At 43.5% G+C, this 2996-nt stretch carries 5 protein-coding genes; all 5 read left to right on the forward strand.

What is annotated here, in order from left to right; all coding sequences use genetic code 11:
• On the forward strand, positions 1–841 hold an 841-nt coding region (gene hcp, locus PX484_RS09575), incomplete at its 5' end, for a hydroxylamine reductase (RefSeq protein ID WP_288103626.1).
• 85 nt (positions 842–926) lie between these two features.
• Positions 927–1643 carry a bidirectional hydrogenase complex protein HoxU gene (hoxU, locus tag PX484_RS09580; RefSeq protein ID WP_287766902.1) on the forward strand — a complete coding sequence of 239 codons (717 nt, stop codon included), beginning with the start codon at positions 927–929 and terminating at the stop codon, positions 1641–1643.
• Positions 1644–1651: 8 nt separating this feature from the next.
• Positions 1652–2047: a hypothetical protein gene (locus PX484_RS09585; RefSeq protein WP_287670775.1), complete on the forward strand. Its 396-nt coding sequence runs from the start codon at positions 1652–1654 to the stop codon at positions 2045–2047.
• 2 nt (positions 2048–2049) lie between these two features.
• The gene (locus PX484_RS09590; RefSeq protein WP_287766900.1) at positions 2050–2511 is read left to right on the forward strand and encodes a hypothetical protein; all 462 of its coding nucleotides are present in this window, start codon (positions 2050–2052) and stop codon (positions 2509–2511) included.
• Between the two features lie 77 nt (positions 2512–2588).
• Positions 2589–2996 (forward strand): NADH-quinone oxidoreductase subunit B family protein (locus tag PX484_RS09595; protein WP_288103629.1); only part of this gene is annotated, 408 nt, incomplete at its 3' end.

Here is a 2996-nt window from a genome sequence, read left to right on the forward strand (position 1 = left end):
ATTACCCGCCCACGGTTATCCAAAACTCAAAGAAAAATATCCCCATCTCTACGGTCATTATGGCACCGCCTGGCAAAATCAAACTAAAGAATTTGCTAAGTTTCCGGGGGCAATAGTTTTAACTACTAATTGTCTCATGCCCCCCCACGAAAACTATGAAAGTAAACTCTTTACCCTCGGACCTGTGGGTTATGCCCATATTAACCGCTTAGAAACAGTGGACGGTGCGATCGATTTTAGTCCCGTGATTGCTAAAGCGCAATCATTGCCCGGATTTACTGAAATAAGCGAACCTCGGCAGGTAATGGTGGGATTTGCCCACAATACCGTTCTCAGTGTCGCTGATACGGTGGTTAATGCCCTTAAACAGGGTAAAATCCGTCACTTCTTCCTAGTTGGGGGCTGCGATGGGGCAAAACCCGATCGCAATTACTACACCGAATTTGTGGAACAAGTCCCCGAAGATTGCATCGTTTTAACCCTTGCCTGTGGAAAATTCCGCTTTTTCGACAAACAATTAGGTACTATCGAAGGATTACCCCGGCTGATGGACGTGGGACAATGTAATGATGCCTATAGTGCCATCAAAATCGCCCTAGGATTAGCCAACGCTTTTAACGTTAGCGTCAACGAGATTCCCCTCTCCCTAATTATCTCTTGGTACGAACAAAAAGCGATCGCTGTACTGCTCACCCTGCTACATCTAGGGATGCAAAATATCCGTCTGGGACCAACTTTACCGGCATTTATCTCCCCCAACGTCCTCAAATTCCTCTCCGATACCTATCACCTGCGGCCGATTACCACCCCCGCCAAAGACTTAGCCGATTGTCTAAGTTAAAACTTTCTGTAAAAATCCCACTCTTGGCCACAAATTGTGGCCTATGGGAAGGAGAGGGATATTATCCTCAAGGAGAATAATTTTTATGTCCGTAATCACTTTAAGCATTGATGGTAAAGATGTAGCGATCGAAGCGGGTTCGCGAGTTCTCGCAGCCGCTAGTCAGGTAGGAATAAAAATTCCTGCCCTCTGTCATCTCGATGGGGTTTCTGAAGTGGCTGCCTGTCGCTTATGTTTGGTAGAAATTGAAGGTATTAATAAATTATTACCCGCCTGTGTAACGGAGGTGGCGGAAGGAATGGTGATCCATACCGATACCCCAAAACTGAAAGAATATCGCCGCATGACGGTGGAATTATTATTCGCTGAAGGTAATCACGTTTGTGCGGTTTGTGTGGCTAATGGTAACTGTGAATTGCAAGATTTAGCCATCGAAGTGGGTATGGATCATAGTCGTTTTCCCTACCGTTTTCCCAAGCGAGAAGTCGATATTTCCCATCATCTTTTTGGTATCGATCATAATCGTTGTGTTCTCTGTACCCGTTGTGTGCGAGTCTGTGATGAAATTGAAGGGGCGCACGTTTGGGATCTGGCTTATCGCGGCGAAAAAGATAAAATTATCGCGGGAATGGATCAGCCTTGGGGCAGCGTTTCTGCCTGTACTTCCTGCGGCAAATGTGTTGCCGCTTGTCCAACGGGAGCCATATTCCGCAAGGGTTCCGCCGTTTATGAAAAAGAGGAAGATCGATCAAAGTTGGAATTTTTAGTTAATGCTAGGACTCAACACCAATGGACGCGTTAAAGTAATCGATGGAGGGTGATAATGATCGATGGGCGCATTTAGATATCTACGAGCAGAAATTAACCGTCAAGGTAAGGGAGGACTATGATCAGATTATGGGTAATAATCAAGATATCCTAGAGATTGCTGCCCAATACGAAATATCGGAGATCGATATCCGACGCGCCAAGGATTATGCTTTTGGATCGGGAGTGTCTCGATATCAATTTTTTCCCGAAGGTTTAATGGTAGCAGCTTGGCGAAGACTCGCTGGCGCTCAAGGGAATAATCTTGATCGGATGTTTCTCAATCATGAAATCTACGAATCTGACTTAGTGATTAATCGAGGCTTTTCGCAGCAACAAGCGCATTTACTGGCACAAAAACAATATCCTTGGTCCGATTCAATTCAGCAAACGAGATAATTATGACCACATCACCCGAATCGCAATTTCTGCAAGCCCTAGAAATGTGTCAGTCTCTCTCCAATTTGACGGCGCAATTTTCTAGTATTCCTTGTCGGGTAATTGAAATTTTGTCTGATGTCAGTCAAGAGCCTAGGGTTTTGTATTCGCTCTTAATTAAATATTCTAGAGAGGTGGATTGTGCTTTAGTTGCCCTAGATATTTATGCCAAAAATGCTGATAATTGGCGAGTAAAAGATCGAGATAAAACCTGTTCTCTTGGTTTTGGAGTGAAAGACCATTGCACGATTTTAAGCTGTTTGCTCAATTTCAGTAAACGTCCTTTTTCTTTTATTTCTTATACGGGAAATTTTGCATCAGAGGCGATTATTTTTGAGCTACTTAAAGACTGGAAAAATCTAGATATAGCTCCTTTCTTTGAGGAAAAAATGCAAGAGTTTATCCAGGAGGCAAAAATAGCTTAAAAGAGTATTTCTTTTCGTTTGATCCTTTTGACGAAATTGCAACTCAGCCAAAAAATACCAATCAAGGAATTAAAATTATGTCTAAAATTCGCTTCGCTACTGTCTGGTTAGCTGGTTGTTCGGGATGCCATATGTCCTTCCTCGATTTGGATGAATGGCTGTTAGAATTAGCCGAAAAAGTTGACGTGGTGTATAGTCCCGTCGGCTGCGATCTGAAAACCTATCCGGAAAATGTCGATGTCTGTTTAGTGGAAGGAGCGATCGCTAATCAGGATAATTTAGAACTAATTCATCTAGTCCGTCAAAATACCAAAACCGTCGTTTCTTTTGGTGATTGCGCCGTAACTGCTAACGTTCCCGCTATGCGGAATATGTTAGGAACTGCCGATCCCGTGCTAAAAAGGGCTTATTTAGAGTTAGGAGATAACACCCCTCAACTACCAGAAGAACCCGGTATCGTTCCCGAATTATTAGATCAAGTGCTG

It is taken from the genome of Microcystis sp. M49636_WE2 (assembly GCF_030065375.1).
Classification (GTDB): domain Bacteria; phylum Cyanobacteriota; class Cyanobacteriia; order Cyanobacteriales; family Microcystaceae; genus Microcystis; species Microcystis aeruginosa_C.